The 22,362-nt window shown below is 62.7% G+C and carries 26 protein-coding genes; 25 read left to right on the forward strand and 1 reads right to left on the reverse strand.

The annotated features are described in order from the left end of the window. Positions 1-2 precede the first annotated feature (2 nt). Positions 3-785, reverse strand: coding sequence for a DUF1217 domain-containing protein (locus tag ACP15D_RS14140; RefSeq protein WP_424958086.1), 783 nt, complete (start codon positions 783-785; stop codon positions 3-5). Between the two features lie 160 nt (positions 786-945). Here ACP15D_RS14140 and motA point away from each other — a divergent pair, with 160 nt between their 5' ends. The 25 genes from motA (at position 946) to ACP15D_RS14265 (ending at position 22,350) form a co-directional block, all read left to right on the forward strand. Beyond that, entirely contained in the window at positions 946-1,836 is an 891-nt protein-coding gene (gene motA / locus ACP15D_RS14145) for a flagellar motor stator protein MotA (RefSeq protein ID WP_424958087.1), read from the forward strand. 3 nt (positions 1,837-1,839) lie between these two features. Beyond that, on the forward strand, positions 1,840-2,772 hold the full coding sequence (locus ACP15D_RS14150; protein WP_424958088.1) for a FliM/FliN family flagellar motor switch protein: 933 nt from the start codon (positions 1,840-1,842) through the stop codon (positions 2,770-2,772). Positions 2,773-2,810: 38 nt separating this feature from the next. Next, on the forward strand, positions 2,811-3,188 hold the full coding sequence (fliN, locus tag ACP15D_RS14155; protein ID WP_424958089.1) for a flagellar motor switch protein FliN: 378 nt from the start codon (positions 2,811-2,813) through the stop codon (positions 3,186-3,188). 9 nt (positions 3,189-3,197) lie between these two features. Next, positions 3,198-4,226 carry a flagellar motor switch protein FliG gene (locus tag ACP15D_RS14160; RefSeq protein ID WP_424958090.1) on the forward strand — a complete coding sequence of 343 codons (1,029 nt, stop codon included), beginning with the start codon at positions 3,198-3,200 and terminating at the stop codon, positions 4,224-4,226. Between the two features lie 8 nt (positions 4,227-4,234). After that, positions 4,235-5,329 carry a flagellar biosynthesis protein FlhB gene (gene flhB / locus ACP15D_RS14165; protein WP_424958091.1) on the forward strand — a complete coding sequence of 365 codons (1,095 nt, stop codon included), beginning with the start codon at positions 4,235-4,237 and terminating at the stop codon, positions 5,327-5,329. Then, positions 5,326-5,814 carry a hypothetical protein gene (locus ACP15D_RS14170; protein ID WP_424958092.1) on the forward strand — a complete coding sequence of 163 codons (489 nt, stop codon included), beginning with the start codon at positions 5,326-5,328 and terminating at the stop codon, positions 5,812-5,814. Before flhB ends, ACP15D_RS14170 begins: the two co-directional genes overlap by 4 nt. 42 nt (positions 5,815-5,856) lie before the next feature. After that, positions 5,857-6,237 carry a flagellar basal body rod protein FlgB gene (gene flgB / locus ACP15D_RS14175; protein ID WP_424958093.1) on the forward strand — a complete coding sequence of 127 codons (381 nt, stop codon included), beginning with the start codon at positions 5,857-5,859 and terminating at the stop codon, positions 6,235-6,237. 2 nt (positions 6,238-6,239) lie between these two features. After that, complete coding sequence (gene flgC / locus ACP15D_RS14180; RefSeq protein WP_424958094.1) at positions 6,240-6,659, forward strand: flagellar basal body rod protein FlgC; 420 nt, start codon at positions 6,240-6,242, stop codon at positions 6,657-6,659. Continuing rightward, the gene (locus ACP15D_RS14185; protein WP_424958095.1) at positions 6,659-6,979 is read left to right on the forward strand and encodes a flagellar hook-basal body complex protein FliE; all 321 of its coding nucleotides are present in this window, start codon (positions 6,659-6,661) and stop codon (positions 6,977-6,979) included. The genes flgC and ACP15D_RS14185 overlap by 1 nt, the downstream gene beginning before the upstream one ends. A gap of 12 nt (positions 6,980-6,991) precedes the next feature. Further along, positions 6,992-7,774 carry a flagellar basal-body rod protein FlgG gene (flgG, locus tag ACP15D_RS14190; RefSeq protein WP_424958096.1) on the forward strand — a complete coding sequence of 261 codons (783 nt, stop codon included), beginning with the start codon at positions 6,992-6,994 and terminating at the stop codon, positions 7,772-7,774. A 2-nt stretch (positions 7,775-7,776) separates the two neighbouring features. Beyond that, positions 7,777-8,256, forward strand: a complete 480-nt coding sequence (gene flgA, locus ACP15D_RS14195; protein WP_424958097.1) for a flagellar basal body P-ring formation chaperone FlgA — start codon at positions 7,777-7,779, stop codon at positions 8,254-8,256. Then, positions 8,253-9,425 carry a flagellar basal body P-ring protein FlgI gene (gene flgI, locus ACP15D_RS14200; RefSeq protein ID WP_424958098.1) on the forward strand — a complete coding sequence of 391 codons (1,173 nt, stop codon included), beginning with the start codon at positions 8,253-8,255 and terminating at the stop codon, positions 9,423-9,425. The genes flgA and flgI overlap by 4 nt, the downstream gene beginning before the upstream one ends. Next, positions 9,425-10,279: a MotE family protein gene (locus tag ACP15D_RS14205; RefSeq protein ID WP_424958099.1), complete on the forward strand. Its 855-nt coding sequence runs from the start codon at positions 9,425-9,427 to the stop codon at positions 10,277-10,279. Before flgI ends, ACP15D_RS14205 begins: the two co-directional genes overlap by 1 nt. Next, positions 10,276-10,992 (forward strand): flagellar basal body L-ring protein FlgH, encoded by a 717-nt coding sequence (flgH, locus tag ACP15D_RS14210; protein WP_424958100.1) that lies wholly within the window; start codon positions 10,276-10,278, stop codon positions 10,990-10,992. Before ACP15D_RS14205 ends, flgH begins: the two co-directional genes overlap by 4 nt. Positions 10,993-11,005: 13 nt before the next feature. After that, positions 11,006-11,494 carry a flagellar basal body-associated FliL family protein gene (locus tag ACP15D_RS14215; protein ID WP_424958101.1) on the forward strand — a complete coding sequence of 163 codons (489 nt, stop codon included), beginning with the start codon at positions 11,006-11,008 and terminating at the stop codon, positions 11,492-11,494. Beyond that, entirely contained in the window at positions 11,491-12,279 is a 789-nt protein-coding gene (gene fliP, locus ACP15D_RS14220) for a flagellar type III secretion system pore protein FliP (RefSeq protein WP_424958102.1), read from the forward strand. Before ACP15D_RS14215 ends, fliP begins: the two co-directional genes overlap by 4 nt. 130 nt (positions 12,280-12,409) lie before the next feature. After that, complete coding sequence (locus ACP15D_RS14225; protein WP_424958103.1) at positions 12,410-13,351, forward strand: flagellin; 942 nt, start codon at positions 12,410-12,412, stop codon at positions 13,349-13,351. Positions 13,352-13,556: 205 nt separating this feature from the next. Further along, positions 13,557-14,495: a flagellin gene (locus tag ACP15D_RS14230; RefSeq protein WP_424958104.1), complete on the forward strand. Its 939-nt coding sequence runs from the start codon at positions 13,557-13,559 to the stop codon at positions 14,493-14,495. Positions 14,496-14,802: 307 nt separating this feature from the next. Next, positions 14,803-15,741, forward strand: a complete 939-nt coding sequence (locus ACP15D_RS14235) for a flagellin (RefSeq protein WP_424958105.1) — start codon at positions 14,803-14,805, stop codon at positions 15,739-15,741. Positions 15,742-15,877: 136 nt separating this feature from the next. Next, positions 15,878-17,521, forward strand: coding sequence for a flagellar basal-body MS-ring/collar protein FliF (gene fliF, locus ACP15D_RS14240; protein ID WP_424958106.1), 1,644 nt, complete (start codon positions 15,878-15,880; stop codon positions 17,519-17,521). A 1-nt stretch (position 17,522) separates the two neighbouring features. Next, complete coding sequence (locus tag ACP15D_RS14245; protein ID WP_424958107.1) at positions 17,523-18,134, forward strand: hypothetical protein; 612 nt, start codon at positions 17,523-17,525, stop codon at positions 18,132-18,134. Beyond that, entirely contained in the window at positions 18,131-19,219 is a 1,089-nt protein-coding gene (locus ACP15D_RS14250) for a flagellar motor protein MotB (RefSeq protein WP_424958108.1), read from the forward strand. The genes ACP15D_RS14245 and ACP15D_RS14250 overlap by 4 nt, the downstream gene beginning before the upstream one ends. Next, positions 19,219-20,394 (forward strand): hypothetical protein, encoded by a 1,176-nt coding sequence (locus ACP15D_RS14255; protein WP_424958109.1) that lies wholly within the window; start codon positions 19,219-19,221, stop codon positions 20,392-20,394. Before ACP15D_RS14250 ends, ACP15D_RS14255 begins: the two co-directional genes overlap by 1 nt. Continuing rightward, positions 20,391-21,830 (forward strand): flagellar hook-length control protein FliK, encoded by a 1,440-nt coding sequence (locus tag ACP15D_RS14260; protein ID WP_424958110.1) that lies wholly within the window; start codon positions 20,391-20,393, stop codon positions 21,828-21,830. The genes ACP15D_RS14255 and ACP15D_RS14260 overlap by 4 nt, the downstream gene beginning before the upstream one ends. Further along, a complete protein-coding gene (locus ACP15D_RS14265) occupies positions 21,787-22,350 on the forward strand; it encodes a transglycosylase SLT domain-containing protein (protein ID WP_424958111.1) in 564 nt (187 codons plus the stop codon). Before ACP15D_RS14260 ends, ACP15D_RS14265 begins: the two co-directional genes overlap by 44 nt. Positions 22,351-22,362: the final 12 nt, after the last annotated feature.

Here is a 22,362-nt window from a genome sequence, read left to right on the forward strand (position 1 = left end):
CCTTAGGCCCCGCCCAGCTTGAGGTTCTGCAGGCTGTTGAGAAGGTCGTAGCTGATCCCAGCCTCGATCGGTTGCAACAACGCCACGGCGGGGTTCGTCTCCGCGGCGGTCGAGTTCTCGACGTCCCACTTCGCCGAGAAGCTGATCAGCATCTTCTGAATTTCCTCGGAGTCCTGAAAGTCCTCGAGGTTCATGAACTTTTCCAGCATCTTCGCCTGCTGGTCGATATCGACCAGCGACATCGTCTCGGGCAGCCCGTAGAGCGTCTGTGCAACTTTGAGCAACGCCTTGTCAGCCAGGATCGAATAGGCGCTCGTGATGTTTGAAGCGTTGCGTTCGAAGTAGAGCGCAAGCCGCACGCCCTCGTTCTGCTCGCCGGCGTCCTCCTCCAGCTGCTGGCGCATGTAGCGATCCACGGTGCCCTGCTTTGCAGAGTTCCAGGTCGTCGTCGTCTCGCCGTAAAGCTTGAAGTTGAAGGCCTTGGCAAATTCCTTGTAGCGTGAATCCGACAGCGTATTGGCGAACGCTTTGTCCTCATCGACGCCTTCGGTCAGCACCTTGCGCATGAAGGCCTTGGCGTAGTCCATCTCCTCCAGGCCCCACGCCTTCATGGCGTACTTGAACAGCCTGTCATCGGAGAGGAAGTCGTCGATCGACTTCACGTTGCCGATGTTCTCAAGGTAATAGGCGGTCTCGCGCTCCACCTGCGGCTGCTCGGCGGTGGCCGAGAGCGTGCGCTCCAGGTTCTGGCTGACGAGACGGAAATTCGCGAGGGTGGTGAGCACGGTCTGGTGTCCAAAAGGATGGGTGGCCGGAAAGCTGCACGAATTGGCTTTCGCGAAGCTGGTGGCCAAACCGCAATCTGTATCCCTGTGGCAGCCAGCTTCACGCAAGGAAGTGATGCTTCAACTCATAAGAGGATAAAATCACTTCGGATTCCCTGACGTGACCATCGCGATTGGCCTGATCGTTACCCTCGCCTGCATGCTTGGCGGTTTCGTCGCCATGGGCGGGCACGTCGGCGTCATCTGGCAGCCGTGGGAGTTCGTCATCATCGGCGGCTCGGCCCTCGGCACGTTCATCGTCGCCAACCCGATGAAGACCATCAAGGACACCGGGGCAGGCATTAAGGAAGCGGTAACCGGCGATGCGCCTGGCCGCCAGCAGTACCTCGAGGTGCTGGGCATCCTCTACTTCCTGATGCGCGAGCTGCGCTCAAAGCCCCGCAACGAAGTCGAAGAGCACATCGACAGCCCGGAGCAGTCTCCGCTGTTCCAGAAGTTCCCTTCCATCGCCGCCAACCACGACCTGACGACGTTCATCTGCGATTATTTCCGCTTGATCATCATCGGCAACGCTCGGACCCACGAGATCGAGGCGCTGATGGATGAAGAGATCAACACCGTCCGCACCGACAAAACGAAGCCCTATCACGCTCTCGTCGCGGTCGGTGAAGGCTTGCCTGCCCTCGGCATCGTCGCCGCCGTCCTCGGCGTTGTGAAGGCCATGGGCGCCCTCGACGAATCCCCCGAGGTCCTCGGGCATCTCATCGGCGCGGCGCTCGTCGGCACCTTTGCTGGCATTTTCATGTCGTACGCGGTGTTCACCCCGCTCGCGACCAAGATCAAGACGCTGCGCGAGAAGCAGCTGCGCTCCTACGTGATCGTCAAGCAGGCCCTGCTCGCCTTCATGAATGGCGCCATGCCGCAAGTCGCGCTCGAGCACGGCCGCAAGACCATCTCGGTCTATGAGCGTCCGTCAATCGACGACGTGGAGCAGATCGCACTCGGCTCCAGCGGCGCCGGTGGGGAGACGGCGACTGCGGAGGCGGCCTAACGCATGGCACAGCCCGCCGCCGCCACGCGCAAAAACCTCGAAGGTTTGTTCGCGGGCCCCCAGGACCTCGTCGAACGCCTGCCGATGCTGCGCACCATCCTGCAGAAGGTGGCGAGCGGTTGGGCCGATCAGTTCACTCATGTCGTAACAAAGGCCCCTGAGGTCGTTCTGGTCGGCGTCGAAGGCGGCCCCGCTGATGCGATGATCGCCGGCACCGCCAACCAGGCCGTCGCCTGCGTCCTCGAAGCGCCAAAATGGAATGCGCGTCTCATCATCTGCGCCGACTACGAGTTCGTTTTCACTGTTGTTGAATTGCTCCTCGGCGGCGACGGCTCCGAGCCCGCGCCCATGCCCGACCGCCCGCTCACCAGAACCGAGCTGGGCTTGGCGCAGCTCGCTTTCACGCAGTTCGCCCACGCGCTGGAACAGGCATTCTCGGTCGTCGCTCCCACCAATTTCCTCGTCGGCGAAGCAGCTCCGCGTGTCAGTTTCGAGGTTCTGGGGCGACTGACCGTGCCCCTCGTCGCCGCCAAATATCACCTGTTCGCCGTTGGGCTCGGCGGCGGCGTCACGCTGCTGCTGTCGCAGTCCGTGTTGAGCCCGATGCGCAACGAGCTGTCCCGCACCGCCGGGCCGGAATCTGTGCGCCCCGATCCCGCGTGGAGTCAGAAAATCCAGAGCGAGGTCTCGCGGGCGAGTGTTGAGCTCGTCGCCGTGCTGGACGAGCAGGAGCTGTCGTTGGCCGATGTTGCTCGCTTCTCGGTGGGCCAGGTACTGCCGCTGGGCACCTCGCCCGAAGGCGTGCTCCGCGTCGAATGCAACGGCGAGGCGCTGCTCAATTGCGAGATCGGCAAGTCCAATGGTGCGTATGCGCTGCGCGTTCGCGACTTTATCGATCAGCATCAAGAGTTCATGGATGACATTCTCGCCGGCTGAGGCCCAGCCGTGAACGAGACCCCGATCAAGGAAAGCGCATGTCGAATTTCGATCCTCTCAATCTGCAGTCCGAAGGCGACCCTGCCGAGGCGGCCTACGGAAAGGCACCACCCGCCTATGCTGCCGCTCCTGCTGCAACATCCGCCGAGGGGCTGAGCCTCGATACCATCATGCGCATCCCTGTCACGGTGAAGATCGTGTTGGGATCGGCGTCGATGCCTGTCGCCGCGCTGATGAAGCTCGGTCGCGGTGCATTGATCCCGCTCGACCGCAAGCTCGGAGAGCCGGTTGACGTCATCGTCAATGGGCGCGTCGTGGCGCGTGGCGAGGTGGTGGTTATGGACGATGACCCTTCGCGCCTGGGAATTTCGCTGACCGAGGTGGTCGGTCCGCCCGGCACCGAGACCATCGCTTAACAACGCACAATGACCGCTTATTCCCAGCATCGCAGCAGTTCCAAGCGCAACGCGCTTTCCGGCCCTGAAAAGGTCGGCGTCCTGCTGCTTGCGCTCGGCAAGACGAAGGCCGCGCAACTGTTGCGTCGCCTCGATCCCGAAGAGCTGCGCTTGCTGACGCGTTCGAGTTCCCGTCTGCGTCCCGTAAGCTCGGACGAGGTGGAAGACCTCATAGAGGAATTCGCTCAGAGCTTTACCGGCGGCATGGGCTTTTCCGGTTCCGCCGATGAAGTGAAGAACTTGCTGGCGGATGTCATGTCGGCTGATGAGATCGCGCAGTACATGCGCGACCAGCCCAACGACACCCAGTCTGTGTGGGAGAAGCTCGTTCCGTTGCGCGACAATGTCTTGCAGTCGCTCATCATGAAAGAGCATCCCCAGACCATCGCCGTCATTCTTTCTCGCATTGATTCGAACGTCGGCGCGCGCCTTCTGCGCTCGCTCGAGCCCGAGTTCCGTCATTCGCTTCTGCGTCGCATGCTGGGCCTCAGCGGAGTGTCCGATAGCGCCATGACGGCCATCGAGAACGGCCTGCGCGACGATCTGCTGGCCACGATCGTCTCTTCCCCGAACCCCGAGACGCGCAGGACCATTGCCGGCATCTTGAACAAGCTCGATGGTTCACAGGCCAATGAGATCCTGAAGAGCATCGCCGCGACGCGGCCCGAGGACGCCAACGAGCTCAAGAGCATGCTCTTCTCGTTCGCCGATATCGCAAATCTCAAGCCGCGCGCGCGCGGCCTCATTCTCGAGAAAGTCCCGACCGAGCAGGTCGTGCTCGCACTCAACGGCTCCGACCCAGACCTGCAGGAAGCCGTCCTGTCGACGCTCACCTCGCGTGTCCGCCGCATGGTCGAAGCGGAGTTGGAAGCAGCGCCACCGGCCCGCCAGCGTGACATCGATGAGGCGCGACGGGGCATCGTAGCAGTCGTTTTGGGCCTCATGGCACGTGGCGAGATCACGTTAGAGGACCGCGACAACGACAACGAATTTGGTTGACGCGCTGAATGGCCGATAACGATCAGGATAAGGAAAGTAAAACAGAGGAGGCGACGGAGAAGAAGCTCCGCGATTCCATCGAGAAGGGCAGTGTGCCGTTCTCCAAGGAGCTTCCGACATTCGCCTCACTGGTTGGTCTTCTGGTCATCACGAGCTTCTTCATCGTCGGCAGCGCGCTTGAACTTGCCTCATCGCTCAAGAGCTTCATTGACGATCCGGGCCGTTGGCCACTGGAGAACACCGCCGATGTTGTCCAGGTGCTCGGCGCGCTGAACCTTGACGCTGCCCGCGTGCTCGCACCCGCAGTCCTGGTGCTCGCCATTGCCGGCCTCGCAAGCTCGCTGTTCCAAAACTCGCCCAATATCGTTTTCGAGCGCATCCAGCCGCAGCTTTCCCGGTTGTCGATCAAGGCGGGTTGGAAGCGGCTTTTCGGTGTCCAGGGCTGGGTCGAGTTCGCCAAGGGCGTATTCAAGCTGGCCGCGCTTTCTGTCCTTGCGTATCTAATCGTTCGCGCCGCCCGGTATGACGTTTTTAATGCGATGTTCATGTCTCCCTACGCGCTGCCCGAGCTGCTCAAGAGCATGACGGTTCGCCTGTTTTTGTCTGTCGTGGCCGCGCTCGTCGTGCTCGTTGTGGCCGATCTCGTCTGGTCACGCGTGTTCTGGCGCCGCGAGCTGCGCATGACCAAACAGGAGGTCAAGGACGAGCATAAGCAATCCGACGGCGACCCGATCATCAAGGCGCGTCTGCGCTCGTTGGCCCGCGACCGCGCCCGCAAACGCATGATTGCCCGCGTTCCACGCGCAACCGTCGTCATCGCCAACCCGACTCACTATGCCATCGCGCTGCGCTACGTCCGCACCGAGAGCCACGCACCGCTCGTGGTCGCCAAGGGACTAGACCTCGTCGCCCTGAAAATTCGCGCCGAAGCCGAACGCCATGGCATTCCGGTCGTCGAAGACAAGCTTCTCGCAAGGTCGCTGTACGATAAAGTCGAGGTCGATCAGCTCATCCCGCCGGAATTCTACAGGGCTGTTGCAAACGTGATCCTATACATCATGTCCCGTGGCCGGCCTGCGCAGACAGGCGCTCCTATTCGATGATGAAGCAGACCAATAGATTTACCTACGAGCGCGAGCGTGCTCTGGGGCATGGCATCCGCGAGTTGGCCTCGGACCTGCGCCTCGTCGAGCCGGCCGACTACATAAACTTCGTGCGCACCGAGCGCTTCGCCAACATCGCCAATCTGATTGCGTCCTCGGCGGAGCTGTTCTTCAAGCCCGGGACCATTTCATTTGGCTACTCGGGCGATGTCGATGTCGGCTGGGACCATCCGCCGACGGTCGCGCTCGATATGGAATTCCGCCACATGTGCGTCAACGTTTATTTCCGCCTTGTGCTCGAAGCGCAACGCGCTGGCGTCGAGATCACCTATGTCGCGTTCGAAGGGGCGTCCGATGAGCCCGATGAGAACACGCGGCGCCTTGTTGAAGCCATTGCCGACGCCCGCCTGATGCCCGTCCCCGCCATCGACGATGCCGCCCGGCCGGCCGATGGTCAGGCAGCGACAAGCCTGGGACAAGCTTAAGCCTTTATTTAGCTATGCGAACATCAACGCATAGCAATCGGCATGAGCTCTCTTTTCCTATTCGACATCGCCTCGCAGCGGAGCCAGTGGTTGTCTCTCCGTCAGGAGACCATCACCAGCAACATCTCCCATGCCAACACGCCGGGTTACGCCGCGCGTGATGTGCAACCTTTCGAGGCCGTGCTCCAGTCCGAACAGCTATCCATGGCGACCAGCGATCCCGCGCATCTGGGAGAGCCGATCGCCACCGGTTCGGCCGCCCCGCAGACTGACGATGACAACTGGGCCACTTACGATTCCGGCAACTCCGTCAGCCTCGAGAAGGAGCTGGTCAAGGCCGGCGAGGTCAACAGTGCCTTTGCGTTGAATAACGGCGTGGTGAAAGCGTTCCACCGCATGCTGCTAACCAGCACTAAGGGCTAACCGTGGTCGATCCGCTCAACGCTTCTCAGAAGATTGCCGCCGCTGGACTCGACGTCCAGTCACACCGCATGCGCGTCATCGCCGAGAACATGGCGAACTCGCAATCGACGGCCAACACGCCTGGCGGCGACCCTTACGCGCGCAAAACGATCGTCTTCTCCAACGACTTCGACGAGATGCTCGGCACCAACGTCATCGGCGTCGAGCAGATCGGCACCGATCCGACCCCCTTCCGCATCGAGCGCAACCCCGGTCACCCTGCCGCCGACGCCGACGGCAACGTGAAATACCCGAACGTCAACATGCTCGTCGAGATGGCCGACATGCGTGAGGCCAACCGCTCGTACGAAGCCAATCTTCAGATGATGAAACAGTCGCGCGCCATGGTGTTGTCGACCGTAGACCTGTTGAGGGGCAGCTGATGATCGATCAGATCCTCCCCGCTCTCGGTGTCGGTCAAAGCTCGCCCGTGCAGGGCGACGCGACCATGCGATCGGCCAGCGCCGCCGCCGTCACCGAGCCCGGCACCGATTTCGGCAGCATGCTCGCGCGTATGGCTGGTGACACTGTCGACAGCCTGAAGCAGGCAGAAGCAGTTTCCGTTGCCGGCATCAAGGACAAGGCGACGGTTCAGCAGGTCGTTGAAACGTTGATGGCCGCCGAGCAGTCGCTACAGACGGCGATCGCGGTGCGCGACAAGGTTGTCTCCGCGTACATGGAAGTCAGCCGGATGGCAATCTAAGGAGCAGGTCCAATGAGAGCACTGGCCATCGCAGCGACTGGCATGAACGCGCAGCAGCTGAACGTCGAGGTGATCGCGAACAACATCGCGAACATCAACACGACATCGTTCAAGCGCGCCCGCGCAGAATTCACCGATCTGCTCTATCAGACCGAGCGTCCCGCCGGCACGCCAAACCGCGGCAACCAGACGCCGATCCCGGAAGGCGCTCAGCTCGGCCTCGGTGTGCGCACCGCTGCCATCCGCAACCTGCACATTCAAGGCGCGCTGACCAGCACCGGCAACAGCTTGGACATGGCCATCAACGGTCGCGGTTGGTTCCAGATCGAAGGCGCCAACGGCGATACGTTCTACACGCGCGCCGGCGCCTTCAACAAGAACGCCGATGGTCAGCTCGTTACCATGGACGGCAACATCGTACAGCCGCAGATCACCATCCCGACCGACACCACCGAGGTGATCATCAACGAGACGGGCGAGGTGTTCGCGCGCATCAGCAATCAGACGGATCTGCAGTCGTTGGGTCAGCTCACATTGGCCAACTTTGCCAATGACGCCGGTCTCGAGGCGTTGGGCAGCAATCTCTATCGCGAAACCCCGGCATCGGGCACGCCGACCGTCGGCATCCCCGGCGATCCGAGTTTCGGCACGGTGCAACAGGGCTATCTCGAGCTCTCGAACGTCGACCCGGTCAAGGAAATCACCGAGCTGATCACGGCGCAGCGCTCCTACGAGATGAACTCCAAAGTCATTCAGGCCGTCGACGAGATGTACAGCACGATATCGAGGGGATAGCCATGATCCTGTCCTGGTTCAAATCTCGTTTGACGCAATGGGCTCTCGTGCTGGTCGCTATCGTCGGCAGTGCGAGCCCGCTTGCCGCTGGCCAGCTGCAACTGCCGGTTCCGCGCGTCACGATTTATCCTGGACAGGTGATCGAGCAGGCAATGCTCGTCGACCGCGCGTTCCGTACCAACGGAGATGCATCCTCCACCCAGTTGCCGTCGCGCGATGGGCTCGTCGGCAAGGTTGCCAAGCAAACGCTGCTGCCCGGTCAGCCCATCTACAACGACTCTATCCGCGCCCCGCACTCGGTCACGCAGGGACAGGCCGCCTCCGTCATCTTCCAGAGCGGAGCGCTCACCATTACGGCGAGCGGCATCGCCCTGCAGTCGGGCGGGCTCGGCGACACCGTATCGGTGCGCAACACCGATAGCGGCCGCATTATCAAAGGCACCATCGGCGCCGATGGTGCGGTTCATGTGAGTGATCAATGAAGCGCGCCATCGCCCTCATCGCCATCCTTCTTGTCTGCATGGTTGGAGCGCCGAGCGCATCGCGCAGCGGCGACATCGGCCGTTTCGACGGCGACATGGGACCCTCTGCTTTTCCGAACTTCGGCTCTCCCACCCGGATCAAGAACATCGTGTCGGTGCAGGGCGTGCGCCCGAACCAGCTCGTCGGCTATGGTCTCGTCATCGGTTTGAACGGCACCGGCGACAGTCTTCGCAACTCGCCCTTCACCGAGCAGTCGCTGCAGTCGATGCTCGATCGCATGGGCGTCAATGTCCGCAAGCTAAACACCCGCACACGCAACTCCGCCGCGGTCATCGTCACCGCCGAGCTACCAGCGTTTGCCCAGACCGGTGTCACCATTGACGTGACCGTGTCGTCACTCGGTGATTCAACCTCACTTCTCGGCGGTACACTTATCATGACGCCGCTCTACGGCGCCGACAATCTCGTCTACGGCGTCGCGCAGGGCCCTGTGACCGTCTCCGGCTACCAAGTCACCGGTGCGGCCCAGACCGTCACACAGAACGTGCCCACATCCGGCCGCATTCCCAATGGCGCGCTTATCGAACGCGAAGCGCCCGGCCAGTTCATGGACGTCGAATTCATCGGCCTCGAGCTGCGCAACCCGGACTTCTCAACGGCAATTCGCATCGCCGATGCCGTCAACGCTTACGGTCTAGACCGCTTTGGCGTGCAGTTGGCGCGCGCCGCCGACTTGCGCAGCGTAGCCGTCAAGCGCCCGCCCGGCATCACGCCCACGCGTCTGATGGCGGAAATCGGCGAGCTTATCGTTGAGCCGGACGTGCCGGCGCGCGTGGTCGTCGACGAACGCACCGGCACGATCGTCATCGGTCGCGACGTGCAGATATCGACGGTCGCCGTCAGTCACGGCAACCTGAACGTGACGGTAACGGAAACCCCGCAGGTCTCCCAGCCGCTGCCCTTCTCCGAAGGCCAGACCGTGGTCACGCCCGAGACGGACATCTCCACCTATGAGCAGGGCGGCGCGCTACGCATCGTTCGCGGCACCAGCCTTCAGGTGCTTGTGCGGGGCCTCAATCGCATGGGCTTGAAGCCGCAAGGCATCATCGCCGTTCTGCAAGCGATCAAGACGTCCGGTGCCCTCCAGGCCGACCTCGTGGTGCAATAATGAGAATGGCCAGCGTCATCCCGCTCTTGCATGCGGCGGCGGCGCTGCTCGTCTGCGCGATGTGCGCCTCTGCGCCGGCGCTCGCTCAGCAGAGCTGGAGCCCAACGGTTGCGCCGATCACGAAGTCGGAGGCAATCCATCGTGCCATGGAGGCGATGCCCGTCCCGCGAACGCCGCCGCGCAGACCGGTGGCTGCCCCAGTCGCCTCGCCTCCCGTTCCCGAGCCCAAGCCCGACCGCGACAAAAGCAAGAAACTCGTGCTCATCCCTGTCGATGAAATTACGACCGGTGCGATCGGCAAAAGCAAAGAAAATGGCGTTCCATCGCCAGCCGATGCTGCCCGCTTGTTTTCCGAAGACGGCCAGCCGGCTTCCAGCGATCTGACGACCGGCGCGGTCGATGGCCAGGGCGCAGATATCGCGCGCGGCTATTGCGCCGGCATTGCCAATTCGGCAGCTGAAGCGCGCATCGCCCTGCAGAAGGCGAAGCTTGCGGAGATGGAGCAGCAGATCGGCCGCCGCATCGCGACGCTGGAGGCCAAGAGCGCCGAATACAAGTCCTGGGTCGAGCGCCGCGACCAGTTCCTGAAGCGGGCAACGACCACGCTCGTGAAGATCTACACCCAGATGGAACCGGACGCGGCCGCCGCGCAGCTCGTTTCCATGGACGAGGAAACCGCCGCTTCGCTCCTGGTGAAGCTGGACCCGCAAGCGGCGAGCGCCATTCTCAATGAGATGGCTCCCGAAAAGGCAGCCCGTCTCGCCGCCACGATCGCCGGTGCGGCGCGCGTGCCCGCGGCGAATGCGGCTGCGGCGCGTCCGCGTGCACCCAACCCCGGTGAGGGCAGATCATGATCGCTCGAGTCTGCTTTATCTCGCTGGCGGTGCTCCTCGGAGGCTGCGCAGTCGACGTGCGTGATTTCAATCGCGAGCCGCACATGACTCCAGTCGGATCCGGCATGGTGCCCAAGCGCGTGTCGATGGTGACGGAGCCATCGCCCCCGCCGGTCTACCGCGGAAACAGTTCGATCTGGCAGGATTCCCGCGCCGATCTGTTCTCTGATCTCAGAGCGCGCAAAATCGGCGACACCGTCACCGTCAAGATCTACATCAAAGACAAGGCGTCCATCGCCAATGACTCCGAACGTAAGCGCGACGCCTCCAATAAGTTGAACTTCGGCGCCACCTACGGCGCGACGTCGAGCGATATCACCATCGCCAATGCCGGCGACTTGGGCGCCTCCGCGGAATCGAAGACCAAGACGAAAAGCGAGGGCGGCATTGAGCGCTCCGAGAAGATCGAGCTGCTCATCGCAGCGGTCGTCTCCGACGTGCTGCCGAACGGCAACCTTGTGATCAGCGGCTCCCAGGAAGTGCGCGTCAACTACGAGTTGCGCGTCCTGAATGTGGCCGGCATCGTGCGCCCGGTCGATATCTCCGCTGAAAACACCATCGCCTACGAGAAGATTGCCGAAGCGCGCATCGCCTACGGTGGCCGCGGCCGTCTGATGGAAGTGCAGCAGCCGCCCTGGGGGCAGCAGCTCGCCGACGATTTGCTGCCATGGTGAGCGAGCGCTGCGCATGGCAATGACCGAGGAGGAACAGCCTAAGGCCCAGTTGTCGGTGATGCAGTTCCTGCTCATCGTCGCTGGCTTGACGCTGCTTGCCGCCGCCGTTGGCTTCCTCAGCGGCCAGCAGATCGTCTCGACGGCCGATGCACCGCCGCGCGCCGAGACGGCACAGCCCGCGGGCTATCTGGGTGAACGCCAGCGCATGGAACGGGCCAAACTCCAGCCGCTGGCGCCGATCGTGACCAATCTTGCCGACACTCCCGTGGTGTGGATCAGGCTCGAATCCTCGCTCGTGTTTGAGGAGATTCCCGACGACGTCGAAGCGCTTTCGGCACGCATCTCCGAGGACATCGTCGCATTCCTGCGCACGATTTCAGTCAAGCAGATCGAAGGCGGGGCCGGATTCCAGCACCTTTCCGAGGATATCAATGAGCGCGTGCGCGCCCGCAGCGGCGGCGTCGTCAACGAGCTCATCATTCAGGGGCTGATCGTCGAATGAAGCGCATCGGTCTTGTCATCGGCCTGTTGCTGCTAGGCTCGGCCCACGCTGCCGCTCAGCAGGTGCCGAGCTTGGAATCGTTGATGCCGGCCGGAGACGCCACAGCCGCCGGCCGCATCGTACAGATCGTCATTCTCGTCACCGTGCTTTCGGTGGCCCCGGGCATCCTGATCATGGTGACGTGCTTCACGCGCTTCGTGATCGCCCTGTCGTTCCTGCGCGCCGGCATCGGCCTTCAGACGACCCCGGCCAACCTGATCCTCATAAGTCTTGCGCTCTTCATGACGCTCTACGTCATGGCACCAACCTTCGATCGCGCCTGGCAGAACGGCGTAGTCCCGCTGATGGAGAACAAGATCACCGAGGCGGAAGCCTACGACAAGATCTCTGCGCCCTTCAAAAGCTTCATGCTCGCCAACGTGCGCGACAAAGATCTGAAGCTGTTCAGCGATCTGGCACAGGAGCATCTCTGGCCAAAGCAGAACGGTGGCGCGCCATCCACCGCGCCGCCACCACCGCCTCCGCCGGCCGCGGCCAGCGAGCTCGGCCTGCGCGTGATCATCCCCGCTTTCATGATCTCGGAGCTGCGCCGCGGTTTCGAGATTGGCTTTCTGATGGTTCTGCCGTTCCTCGTGATCGACTTGATCGTCGCCACGCTCACCATGTCGATGGGCATGATGATGCTGCCGCCGACGGTCATATCCCTGCCGTTCAAAATTCTGTTTTTTGTTTTGATCGACGGGTGGAATCTTCTCGTTGGGGGCTTGATTCGCTCCTTTGCGTAGCTTGCGTGCGTTGTCTGTGCGTTGCGATGGCTTGGGCCGCCCACCGGTCCGAAGGCATGAGGCCGCGCCATCGCGCCGGAGCTGATCCGGCATGGAGTATCAATCGGACCAGGCTTAGGGACCTACGCAAATGGCCAGCATCAACACCAACATCGCCGCGATGACTGCGTTGCGGTCTCTTACGGCAACCAACAATGCGCTCACCGAGACGCAGGATCGCATTTCCACCGGCTTGCGTGTCGCAAGCGCCGCCGACAACGCCGCTTACTGGTCGATCGCGACCACCATGCGCTCCGATAACTCGGCCCTGTCGACCGTTCAGGACGCGCTCGGTCTTGGCGCAGCGACCGTCGATGTCGCCTACACAGCGCTCGACGAAGCGAAGAACATCGTCACCAAGATCAAGGACAAGCTCGTCGCTGCCGCACAGCCCGGCCTCGATCGCGAGAAGATCCAGACGGAAATCTCCGAGCTGCAGGCTCAGCTCAAGGGCATCGCCGACGCGGCCAGTCTCCAGGGCCAGAACTGGCTCTCGGTCGACTCCAGCGCTGCCGGCTTCAATGCGACGAAGCAGGTCGTCTCTTCGATCAGCCGCGCCGGCGGCACGATTTCGGTGCAGACCATCTCGATCGACACGACGTCGATGGTGCTGTTCGACGCCAACGCAGCCGCCAGCGGGATTCTCGATTCCACCCGCAATGCCGTCACCGGCGTCATCGACGCGGCCGGCACATTCTCCATCGCCACGCTCGACATCTCCACTTTGACCGACAGCGCCGCCGACCTCGCCATTCTTGACGGATATATCAAGGGTGCCGACCTGGCGATCACCGAGATGGCCGCTGGCGCAACCGGCCTCGGCGCCGCCAGCGCCCGCATTGAGATCCAGCAGTCGTTCGTCGACGCACTCATGGACGCCATCGAGGGAGGCATCAGTCAGCTTGTCGACGCGGACATGAACGAGGAATCGACACGCCTTCAGGCTCTGCAGGTGAAGCAGCAACTCGGCATCCAGGCACTCTCGATCGCCAACTCGTCGAGCCAGAGTATCCTCACGCTGTTCCAGAACTAAGCTCCGGACAGCCCAGAGGCGGGAGGCCGACCGCGCTCGGCCTCCCCCCGTTGCAATTCATTAACCCTATTTCAAGGTGAGTTATCTAAAAGCCGACGCATGACAGGTTGAGCCTGCGTGCGCGCGGCTCAAGGGCATGACGCCGAGCTGTTGCACCGGACCGATCCGGTATGTCCCCGAAACGTTAATCTTAGGGACCTGCCACATGGCTAGTATTAATACCAACATCGCCGCAATGACGGCGCTGCGCTCTCTCACGGCAACCAACAATGCGCTGACCCAGACGCAGGACCGGATCTCCACCGGCTTGCGCGTCGGCACCGCCGCCGACAACGCCGCTTATTGGTCGATCGCAACGACGATGCGCTCCGACCTCTCCTCGCTCTCGACTGTGCAGGACGCGCTGGGTCTCGGCGCCGCGACCGTCGATGTGGCTTACACCGCCATCGACGAAGCCAAGAACATCGTCACCAAGATCAAGGACAAGCTCGTCGCCGCTGCGCAGCCCGGCCTTGATCGCGAGAAGATCCAGACAGAAATCTCGGAGCTGCAGGCCCAGCTCAAGGGCATCTCGGATGCCGCTAGCCTCCAGGGCCTCAACTGGCTCTCGGTCGATTCCAGCGCCGCTGGTTACAACGCGACCCGCCAGGTTGTCTCCTCGATCAGCCGCGCCGGTGGCACGCTGTCGGTGCAGACGATCTCGATCGACACCTCTACGATGGTGCTGTTCGACTCGAACGCTGCTGCCAGCGGCATTCTCGACTCGACGCGTAATGCCGCGACCGGTGCTGTCGATGCGGCCGGTACCTTCACCATCGCCACGCTCGACATCTCGGCCCTGACCGACAGCGCCGCCGACCTGGCTATCCTCGACGGCTACATCAAGGGCGCCGACTTGGCCATCACCGAGATGGCCGCTGGCGCCACGACGCTCGGCGCCGCCAGCGCTCGCATCGAGATCCAGCAGTCGTTCGTCTCCAGTCTCATGGACGCCATCGAAGGCGGCGTCAGCCAGCTCGTCGATGCTGACATGAACGAAGAGTCGACGCGTCTCCAGGCTCTGCAGGTGAAGCAGCAACTCGGCATCCAGGCACTCTCGATAGCCAACTCGTCGAGCCAGAGCATTCTCTCGCTCTTCCAGTAAGAGCCGAGCACCGAAGATCCGGCCGGGCTCTGAGAAGGGCCCGGCCTTTTCTATTGGTCGAGCTGCTTGAACCCGCAATCACGAAATTAATCCGGCATTATCCACGTCCGCGCCTACTTGCGTGGTTTGTGGCGCTGATCCGTTGCTGCCGCCGTCTTCTTAGCAATGTCGCAACCGCTGCTTCGTATGTCTGATGCATGACAGGTTGCGTCCATTCGCGGGCGCAAGGGCATGATGCCGAGCTGTCATGCCGGTAGCGACCCGGTATGTCCCCGTTTCTGTACCGCGTAACCAAGGGACAAACCCAATGTCTAGTATCAATACCAACGTCGCCGCCATGACGGCGTTGCGGTCGCTTACCGCCACCAACAATGCTCTCACCGAGACCCAGGCCCGCATTTCCACCGGCCTGCGTGTTTCGACCGCCGCCGACAACGCTGCTTATTGGTCGATCGCGACCACCATGCGTTCCGACGTGTCGTCTCTGTCGACGGTTCAGGACGCGCTCGGCCTTGGCGCCGCGACCGTAGACGTCGCCTATACGGCTATCGACGAAGCCAAGAACATCGTCTCGCAGATCAAGGATAAGCTGGTCGCTGCTGCGCAGCCCGGCCTCGATCGCGAGAAGATCCAGACGGAAATCGGAGAGCTTCAGGCGCAGTTGAAGGGCATCTCTGACTCGGCGACTCTCCAGGGACAGAACTGGCTCTCGGTCGACTCCAGCGCCGCCGGCTACAACGCCACCAAGGGCATCGTTTCTTCGATCAGCCGCGCTGGCGGTTCGATCTCGGTCCAGAACATCTCCGTGGACACCTCGTCCATGGTTCTGTTCGACGCCAACGCTGCTGCAAGCGGCATCCTCGACGGTTCGCGTAACGCCACGACCGGCGCCATCGACGCCGCCGGCACCTTCTCGGTCGCCTCGCTGAATATCTCGGCGCTGACCGACAGCACGGCAGATCTTGCGATCCTCGACGGCTACATCAAGGGTGCCGACGCCGCCATCACCGAAATGACCGCCGGCGCCACCACGCTCGGTGCAGCCAGCGCCCGCATCGACATCCAGAAATCGTTCGTCTCCAGCCTCATGGACGCGATGGAGAGCGGCATCGGCCAGCTCGTCGACGCCGACATGAACGAGGAGTCGACGCGCCTTCAGGCTCTGCAGGTGAAGCAGCAACTCGGCATCCAGGCGCTCTCGATCGCCAACTCCTCGAGCCAGAGCATCCTCACGCTGTTCCGTTAAGGCAACAAGCTCCGACATTCGGAAAAGCCAAGCCCTCTCAGGGGGCTTGGCTTTTCTTATGGCAATTTTCACGCAAGGTTCCCGCTCAAAGATCACGCCAAACTCATAAGCCGGATTCGATTTGCCGGGGAGGCGCATGGTCTGGAGCGATCAGCTCAAGCAGTTGTGGGGCAACCTGATGGCCCTGGGTCCGCGGCGGCTTGCCGTGCTCGGGCTCGTCGGCCTTACTGTGTTCATCGCGGTCGGGTTCGGCAGCTATTATCTGAGCCGGCCTGACTACGAGACCCTCTACACCGGGTTGGAATCTCAGGACGTGGCACGCATCGGCGCTGCCCTGCAAGAATCCGGCATAGCCTTCGACGTCAACACCGAAGGAACCGCAGTTCTCGTCCATCCCGGCCAGGCTTCCCGCGCGCGCATGCTGCTTGCCGAGAAGGGGCTGCCCAGCAGCGCTAGCGCCGGCTATGAGCTGTTCGACAAAATGGGCGCCATTGGCCTCACGTCCTTCATGCAGGAGATCACGCGTGTGCGTGCTCTCGAAGGCGAGATCGGCCGCACCATCCAAGGCATGAAGGGCGTACGCGCCGCGCGCGTGCACATCGTCATGGCTGACGCCGGTTCTTTCCGCCGCAGCACGCAGCAGCCCTCGGCCTCCGTGGTCATCAGAACCGACGCTTCATCGGATTTTTCCTCCGCCCAGGCCATCCGCCACCTCGTCGCCGCGGCTGTCCCCGGTCTCACCATCGACAAGGTTCGCGTGCTCAGCACCGACGGCACCGTGCTCTCGTCCGGTGACGGCAGCTTCAACGTCGCGCCCACCAAGATGCTGGAGCTGGAACGCACCGTCGCCAGCGAGCTGAAACAGAACGTCAGCCAGACCCTGGCGCCCTACATCGGGGTCGACAACTTCCAGCTTAGCGTCGCCGCGCGGTTGAACATCGACAAGCGCCAGATAAACGAGACCAACTTCGATCCCGAATCCCGTTTTGAGCGCTCGCGTCGCACCGTCAAGGAGCAGACGAACTCGCGCGATGCCGGAAACACGCAGCCCGTCGGCGTCGATCAGAACCTGCCGGCCGAGCAGCCCACCTCCAGCGCCAGCGCCAACAGCTCTTCTCGTTCCAGTGAACGCAAGGAGGAGCTGAAGAACTTCGAAGCGAACTCCAAGACCATCTCCACCGTAAGTGATGGATATCGCATCGAGGCGCTCACCGTCGCGGTCGTTGTCAACCGCAAGCGGCTTCAGGCGCTCCTCGGCGCGAACGCTTCGCAGGAAGCCGTCGATGCGAAGCTGAAGGAGGTCGAGAGCCTCGTCGCCTCCGCCACCGGCGCCGATCAGAAGCGCGGCGATCGCATCACCGTGGCTGCGGTCGAGTTCCTCTCGCCGTCCGAGTCGATGGAGCCGCTCTCCGAGCCCGGCATCGGCTCATACCTGCTCAGTCAGGTTGGCACGATCGTGAAGGCACTGGCCATCATGGCCGCAACGATCGTCCTGGTCTGGTTCGGCCTGCGCCCCGCAACGCGCATGCTGCTCGAATTCCAACCGCAGGCTGTGCCGGAAGCCGCTGGCGCCGCTGCAGAATTGCCGTTCGAGCCGCAGATCGCCGCCGCATTCTCTGGCATCGAACCGCAATTTGCGGCCGACACATCGCCTGACCTAATCGGCGATCTGACCAGCAAGATAAATCGCGTACCGCAGAAGCGGCTTGAGCAGATGGTCGACTACGACGAGGACCAGGTCGTAGCCATCCTGAAGCAGTGGCTGCGCGGAGGCACATAGATTGAGCGTCGCCCCAGTAGCGCACTTCCTGGTTGATTTCGGTGCCGCGCCGCTCGTCGCAGCGGCACGCGAGGAATCCCCGCTTGCCGCGGCAACGCCCGAAGCGGACTGGGAAGAGCGGCTAGCGGACGCTTACGCGCGTGGTATCGAGGAAGGTAAGAGGCTGGCTGAAGCTGAAGCCATCGCCCACCTCGAGGCACAGAAAGCCGCCTGGGAAAAGAGCACAGCCGAAGCACGCGAAGCGTGGTGCGCAGATACCGGCTCCGGTATTTCCGCGCAGATCGCCGCTGCGTTCGGTGAGTTGGAAGACCAGATCGCGACGGCCGCAGAGCGCGTTCTAATGCCGTTGGTTTCGCAATCGGCCCGTACCCAGGCCGTGCAGCAGTTGCGCAACATCATTGTCGATCTGGCTGCCACCAATCCGGGTATCGGCCTCCAGATATCAGGTCCCGAAGATCTCCTCTCAATCGTGCGAGACAGCCTGCCCGCGTCGATTGCAGACCCGGTCTACACGGTCACCGATAAGACCGACATTCAGATCAAAGCCGGTGCGTCCTTGCTCGAGACCCGCATCGCATCGTGGCTCAATGCGAGCGAGGGACAGTCCGCATGACGAATGGGCAGAACGACAGCGGCGAGGACACGCAGCACCACGAGTTGGTCATCATCCGCCGCCGCGGCAACGGGGACGACGCACCGCATCACGGCGGCGTTTGGAAGATCGCCCACGCCGACTTCATGACGGCACTCATGGCGTTCTTCATGGTCATGTGGCTGATCAATGCCACCGATGACAAGACGATCACTGGCGTCGCGAACTACTTCAACCCGGTGCGTCTCAACGATTCCACCGCCCGACCGAAGGGCATATTCGCCGTCGAGCCCGGCAGCGAGAACGGCGACGGCGACAAGGCCGCCCCCGATTCCTCATCGAAGCACAAAGGCAGCAAGTCGGAGAAGAAATCCGAGAACGGCGCTGCCAAAGATGCCGAGCTGTTCAGCGAGCCCTATGCAGCGCTCGACAAGCTCGCCGCCGAAGCTGGGAAAGAGGCTGCTAAAGGCGGCACCGGTATTGCACCCCGTCACGCTGGCGAGGCGTTCCGTGATCCCTTCGATCCGGACTCTCGTTTCGAGACGCCGCAGGGCGCAGCGCACGATGGGGCTGCCGGGGCAGGCGGCTCAGCATCGCAGCCGCAAGGCCTCGAGGCCCAGATCGCCCAACGCGTTGATATGAAGGATGCGCCTGAAGATCTGCGTAATCCTATTGAGCAGGCGATCGAGCAGGCGGGCCTGTCACCGATCCCCGGCATCGATGTCCGTCGTACCGACGAAGGCGTCTTGATTTCCATAACCGACCAGCCTGACTTCGAGATGTTCGGCATCGCATCAGCCGAGCCACAGCCCGAACTGGTGGTGCTGCTGGAGAAGATCGGCAAGACCCTCGTCGATCGTCCCGAGCAAATCGTCATTCGCGGTCACACCGACGGCAGGCCGTTCCGCCCCGGCGGCTACGACAACTGGCGGCTTTCCACCGCCAGAGCGCAGATGGCGTATTACATGCTGATGCGATCCGGCATCTCGGAAAGCCGCATCAATCGCATCGAGGGACACGCCGATCACCAGCTCAAGGACAGCGACAATCCGCTTGCAGCTGAGAACCGTCGCATCGAGATCCTGCTCGCAAAGGACAAGTCTTGATGCGGGCTGCGCTCTGCTCAGTTCTGCTGCTCGTTGGTGTGCTGCCGCTCGCCCCTGCGGTGGCCGCGCAAGAGCACGGGCAGCAGCCCTATGAGCTCGTCCGCGAGTTACAGAAATATCAGGACGACGCAGCGCTCAAAGGCACGCGAGCGCGCAAGGAGCAGAGCGAACGCATCGCCAGGGTCGCCATGCAGTTGACCCAGTTCGGGCCTCAGGCATGGACCGACCCGCGCAACGTCCGCGCCGCCGTGATCTATGTACTGAGCGGAGGTGACCCACGCATTCTCCGCAACCTGACAGCGTCGGGCAAGGAGCTCGGCATCGATGAGCGGCTGGTCAAAGGAGCGCTGGCATATAGCGAGCGCCGCGACGCCGAAGCCGCCGAGCAGTTCGAGGGCATCGACGTTGAAGCCCTCGACCGCACCGTCGGTGGCCATGTTGCCCTTGTCCGGGCCCTGCTGGTCATAAAGGACGACCAGGCCAAGGCGGCGAGCCTGCTCGACAGGGCGCGGGTGATTTCTCCTGGAACGATTGTCGAGGAATCGGCCCTGCGTCGTGAGACGATCCTCATTGCCAAGATGGGCCAGCTCGACAGGTTCGATGCGCTGTCCGCGCAGTATCTTCGCCGCTTCGGCTCGTCTATCTTCGTTGGGACGTTCGCGCGCCAGTTCGCGCAGGAGATCGTCGCCCACAAGTATGCAGACGATGAGAAGCGGCTCGCAAAGCTCGACGCCGCACTGCGAGAGCTACCCGACGTCCCACGCATCGAGGCCTCTCTAGCCATTGCCGAGGAAGCGATCGCGATTGCAAATGTGGAGCTGGTGCGCTTTGCAGGCCGCATCGCCGCTATCGACCCCAAGCAGTACCCGCAAGAGGCGACGCGAATGCGCCTGTTCGAGGCCGCCGCGCTCATTGTAACCGATAATTTCGATGAGGCATCCCGAGCGCTTTGGAGCATCGATAGGTCCAAGCTTGGCGCCCACGAGGAGGCGCTCCTCGACGCCGCGCTCGATGTGGCGAAGGACATCTCACGGGCCCCATCTCTTGCGCAAGCGGCAGCCGTCGCAGAAGCCAACGACAAGCCAGCCGACGCCGACAACGCGCCGCCGGTCGTCAGCAGTGCGCAGCAAGCCATCGCTCGTGTCGATCAGCTCTTGAATGAGGGTGCCCAATGACGACGCCAGGAAGCGTTGCCGCCCAAATCCCGGCCAGAGCCGCACCAGTTGGTGCACGCGATTCTGGTACGAAGGGTGATGCGCCAGCCGACGACGGCGACAGCGGCTTTGGCGACGTCCTGAACAAGCTCGAGCAAGGCGACGGCCGCGCCCCCAAGGACGTTGCGCCACGCCAGGCGTCGAGATCGACCGAGCGCGCCGGCGCGCGGGATCAGGACGCTGCCCAGCAGTCCGCGGGCAAAGCCGATGCGGCGGAAGCAGACTTCACCGCCGATCTCTTTGCCGAGATTGATCTCACCCTCGGCAGCGATGATACGCTGGCTGACGTCGCTGTGCCTGCGGGCCAAGCGGCGGCCGCAGACGTGCTTGGCCTCAGTGCCATCGCCGCAGCAGCACTCAATGCCCAGCAGACGCCGGTTGCCAACTCGCCCGAATCCCAGCAGCCGCAGCCGAGCCAGCCGCAGCACGCAGCAGCGCCGATCACCGCTGATGTCGCGCAAGACATCGCCAACGCCGCCGCCTCGGCCAATGATGCCGCTGCAGCATCTGACCGTCTCGATACCGACAGGGCTCTGCCCGGTGCACAGCAGCCGTCCCCGGCTGACGTAATGGTGGAAGGTGCTGACGCAGAGCTTCCACCCGCACAGCTGGCAGCCAGCGCAGCAGCGGCGGTGCCACAGCGGAGCGAACAGCCGGGCCAGACGAAGCGCACCGCCACAAACGTTTTGCGTCAGGAAGCGCACTTCGCACCTGTCACGTCGCCGACAGCCGGGCCACAACCTCACGCCACAAATGAGGACGGCAAGCTGCCCGGACAGGGAGCCGAGCGGCTCGCCGCCGATCAATCCGCAGCGGCACCGGCAGATGGCATCATGACATCCGCCGACGATCTATCATCGGCTATGACGCGCCCGGCGCAGCAGATCGCCGATCAGGTCGTCAGCGAGGCAGGCACAGGCCCCGAGTTCATCGAGCGCCTTACCTCGCCGGCCGATCAGACCGGCAGCAAGCCCGCGCTCAAGGTCCTCCACATTCAGTTGCAGCCGATCGACCTCGGCACGGTGACTGTCCGCATGGAGCTGAAGGATCAGGAACTCACTGTGCATGTCGAGGCAGACCGCAGCGACACCGCCGATATGATCCGCGCCGATCAGGATACGCTCGCAAAGCTGCTGCGCGGCGCTGGCTACAACATCGACACCGCTTCAGTGCGCATCGCCGATGCGGGCAGCTCCGGGCAGCAGGTTTCCCAGACCAGCGCCGGAACCAACCTGCAATCGCAGGCGCAGTCGCAGTCCGGCCCATCGGCGCATCAGCGCCAGGGACAAGGAGAGGGGCAGCGCGGCTCGGCCAACGGTGACACCAATCCCCAGATCAGCCGGAACGACAGCTATGAGACGACGAATACTCGCTCTAGTGGCGGCGTTTATATCTAGCGCGTCCGCGATGGCGCTCGATAGCGGCGAGAACGTGTGCGAGCGCGAGCTCGTGCGTGCCGCCGCCATCCACAACGTCCCGCTCGGCATGCTCTATGCGATCGGCCTCTCGGAGTCCGGCCACGGCGGCACCTTGCAGCCTTATGCTTTGAACATCGATGGCCGCGCCGCCTATGAGCCCAACAAGCCGGCGGCGCTCAGCACGTTTCGGCAGGCCAGCCGTGGCGGCGCCAAGCATATCGACGTCGGCTGCATGCAGATCAATCACCGCTACCACTCGGAGAACTTCGGTTCGCTCGAGGAAATGTTCGACCCGGCCAAGAACGTCTCTTACGCCGCGCGCTTTCTCAGCGAGCTGAAGGAGCGCGAGGGCACGTGGACGAAGGCGATAGCCCGCTACCATGCCGGGCCAAACAATTTGCCGGCCCAAAAGTCCTATGTCTGCCGCGTCATTGGCAATATGGTCGAGGCGGGCTTTGGTGAGTGGACTACGGACGCACGCAGCTACTGCGGGCGTTAGCGACAGTTGATT

This window comes from Hyphomicrobium sp. 1Nfss2.1 (assembly GCF_965243865.1).
Taxonomy (GTDB): domain Bacteria; phylum Pseudomonadota; class Alphaproteobacteria; order Rhizobiales; family Hyphomicrobiaceae; genus Hyphomicrobium_A.

Coding starts and splice junctions, on each gene's coding strand:
- ACP15D_RS14150 (WP_424958088.1), top strand. CDS start 1,840: ATGGCACAGCCCGCCGCCGCCACGCGCAAAAACCTCGAAGGTTTGTTC.
- fliN (WP_424958089.1), top strand. CDS start 2,811: ATGTCGAATTTCGATCCTCTCAATCTGCAGTCCGAAGGCGACCCTGCC.
- ACP15D_RS14160 (WP_424958090.1), top strand. CDS start 3,198: ATGACCGCTTATTCCCAGCATCGCAGCAGTTCCAAGCGCAACGCGCTT.
- flhB (WP_424958091.1), top strand. CDS start 4,235: ATGGCCGATAACGATCAGGATAAGGAAAGTAAAACAGAGGAGGCGACG.
- ACP15D_RS14170 (WP_424958092.1), top strand. CDS start 5,326: ATGATGAAGCAGACCAATAGATTTACCTACGAGCGCGAGCGTGCTCTG.
- flgB (WP_424958093.1), top strand. CDS start 5,857: ATGAGCTCTCTTTTCCTATTCGACATCGCCTCGCAGCGGAGCCAGTGG.
- ACP15D_RS14185 (WP_424958095.1), top strand. CDS start 6,659: ATGATCGATCAGATCCTCCCCGCTCTCGGTGTCGGTCAAAGCTCGCCC.
- flgG (WP_424958096.1), top strand. CDS start 6,992: ATGAGAGCACTGGCCATCGCAGCGACTGGCATGAACGCGCAGCAGCTG.
- flgA (WP_424958097.1), top strand. CDS start 7,777: ATGATCCTGTCCTGGTTCAAATCTCGTTTGACGCAATGGGCTCTCGTG.
- flgI (WP_424958098.1), top strand. CDS start 8,253: ATGAAGCGCGCCATCGCCCTCATCGCCATCCTTCTTGTCTGCATGGTT.
- ACP15D_RS14205 (WP_424958099.1), top strand. CDS start 9,425: ATGAGAATGGCCAGCGTCATCCCGCTCTTGCATGCGGCGGCGGCGCTG.
- flgH (WP_424958100.1), top strand. CDS start 10,276: ATGATCGCTCGAGTCTGCTTTATCTCGCTGGCGGTGCTCCTCGGAGGC.
- ACP15D_RS14215 (WP_424958101.1), top strand. CDS start 11,006: ATGGCAATGACCGAGGAGGAACAGCCTAAGGCCCAGTTGTCGGTGATG.
- fliP (WP_424958102.1), top strand. CDS start 11,491: ATGAAGCGCATCGGTCTTGTCATCGGCCTGTTGCTGCTAGGCTCGGCC.
- ACP15D_RS14225 (WP_424958103.1), top strand. CDS start 12,410: ATGGCCAGCATCAACACCAACATCGCCGCGATGACTGCGTTGCGGTCT.
- ACP15D_RS14230 (WP_424958104.1), top strand. CDS start 13,557: ATGGCTAGTATTAATACCAACATCGCCGCAATGACGGCGCTGCGCTCT.
- ACP15D_RS14235 (WP_424958105.1), top strand. CDS start 14,803: ATGTCTAGTATCAATACCAACGTCGCCGCCATGACGGCGTTGCGGTCG.
- fliF (WP_424958106.1), top strand. CDS start 15,878: ATGGTCTGGAGCGATCAGCTCAAGCAGTTGTGGGGCAACCTGATGGCC.
- ACP15D_RS14250 (WP_424958108.1), top strand. CDS start 18,131: ATGACGAATGGGCAGAACGACAGCGGCGAGGACACGCAGCACCACGAG.
- ACP15D_RS14255 (WP_424958109.1), top strand. CDS start 19,219: ATGCGGGCTGCGCTCTGCTCAGTTCTGCTGCTCGTTGGTGTGCTGCCG.
- ACP15D_RS14260 (WP_424958110.1), top strand. CDS start 20,391: ATGACGACGCCAGGAAGCGTTGCCGCCCAAATCCCGGCCAGAGCCGCA.
- ACP15D_RS14265 (WP_424958111.1), top strand. CDS start 21,787: ATGAGACGACGAATACTCGCTCTAGTGGCGGCGTTTATATCTAGCGCG.